The following is a 305-nucleotide window of genomic DNA, read 5'->3' on the forward strand; positions in this document are numbered from 1 at the left end:
CGCGGCGCCGAGTGCCGGCGGCTTGGCCGACGGCCCGACGGGCTCCGTCGGAGCCTCTGCTGCCGCGGGCCCGGGGACGCCGGGCTCCACGGGCGGGGCTGACGCCGCGTCGGGCCGCGTCGGCCCGGGCGTCGGGCCTGGCGCTGGAGCGGCGGGAGGATCCACGGCCGCCGCCGCGGGCTCAGCCGGTCCGGCGGGCTTGGCGGGTGGCGTCGACCATGTGAGCCCGGCTCCCGGTTCCGCCGCCTCCGCGGCGTTGAACGGCCCTGCCGCGTCGGGCGCAGGGGACGGCGACGGCGGCGCGG

It is taken from the genome of Streptacidiphilus pinicola (assembly GCF_003258295.1).
Taxonomy (GTDB): Bacteria; Actinomycetota; Actinomycetes; order Streptomycetales; family Streptomycetaceae; genus Streptacidiphilus; species Streptacidiphilus pinicola.